We start from the raw sequence: 1,001 nt of genomic DNA, 5'->3' as shown, positions 1-1,001 counted from the left end.
GACGAACCATCCGGGTTTTCTGGGCGATCGCTTTGCTTAGTGGCGCGCCTCTAATCTGCAATCGCTAGGAGTTCTTGAAGTCGACCATGCTTGGCTGCTCCGGCCGGCGGTCAAACGCCGTGCACGTAGTTGTGACCACGGGGCGTTTGGATGCGATCAGATGTAGCGATGGGAGGCAGGATTTGTCGGATGACGGCAGCAGATCATTTGCGTCTGCGCTAAACGAGAATGCCGGATGTCGTCGTTTCCTTCCCAGTCACCATACTCATGAGGACGTGGTGATCGGGGAGATGAGCGATTGTGCAAGGTCGGGTAGCGGGGGAGGATGCGCGAATGTCCGGGTTTGGGTCGTTCTCGCCGATGCATATTCTGGCACCACAGCTACGCGAAGAACGCGGCTACGTCGGTGGCACCGAAGGCCGTTGGTTAACGGATTGCGACGTGTTTGATCGAGGGAACAGAGGAAGATCAAGCGGCATGGATCGTAATCCTGTGGGGAGGTTGGAGACGTGTTGACGGCGGTTACCAGTTGGGGGATGTCGTCCGAGCCGCCCTCTCCGCTGCAAGATCTCGCGCTGGAGCCTGCACGCCTGCCGGTACGCGATCTCGCGGAGCCCGCATAATGCCGTGCGCAAGGCAGTCGCGACCGCGACCGTGAAGGCGCTGGTGGCAGCGGTGGCGGCAAGCGGTATCGACATCGTCTATGCCGATACCTTTATCGCGAGAGGGTCGAACAGCTTACCGCAGTGTTCCCGGATGATGCGCTGAAGGCCCAGGCGTTCGAGCGCATCCGTTCGCTGATCGACACCGTGGTGTTGAAACCGGAAAACGGCGTACTTGCGATCCATCTTCGCGGCAAGTTTGCGTCAATGCTCGAGCTATGCGTGTGTCCAGAAACACAAAAAGCCTCCGCGGATGTGACCGAGGAGGCGTTGCAAATCAAGTTGGTTGCGGGGACAGGATTTGAACCTGTGACCTTCAGGTTATGAGCCTGACGAGCT

Annotated in this window: 2 protein-coding genes; both read left to right on the top strand. The window is 58.7% G+C overall.

Features of this window, described 5'->3' with window-relative positions:
• The first annotated feature begins 627 nt into the window (after window positions 1-627).
• Entirely contained in the window at window positions 628-768 is a 141-nt protein-coding gene (locus tag IFS44_RS21630) for a hypothetical protein (RefSeq protein WP_156360396.1), read from the top strand.
• Window positions 747-989: a hypothetical protein gene (locus tag IFS44_RS21625; RefSeq protein ID WP_192100204.1), complete on the top strand. Its 243-nt coding sequence runs from the start codon at window positions 747-749 to the stop codon at window positions 987-989. The genes IFS44_RS21630 and IFS44_RS21625 overlap by 22 nt, the downstream gene beginning before the upstream one ends.
• Window positions 990-1,001: the final 12 nt, after the last annotated feature.

Origin of the sequence: Sphingomonas sp. CFBP 13706 (assembly GCF_014842355.1) — a bacterium.
GTDB lineage: Bacteria > Pseudomonadota > Alphaproteobacteria > Sphingomonadales > Sphingomonadaceae > Sphingomonas > Sphingomonas aerolata.
The sequence above is the reverse complement of the archived record's forward strand: the minus strand, read 5'-3'. Positions and strand labels throughout refer to the sequence as shown.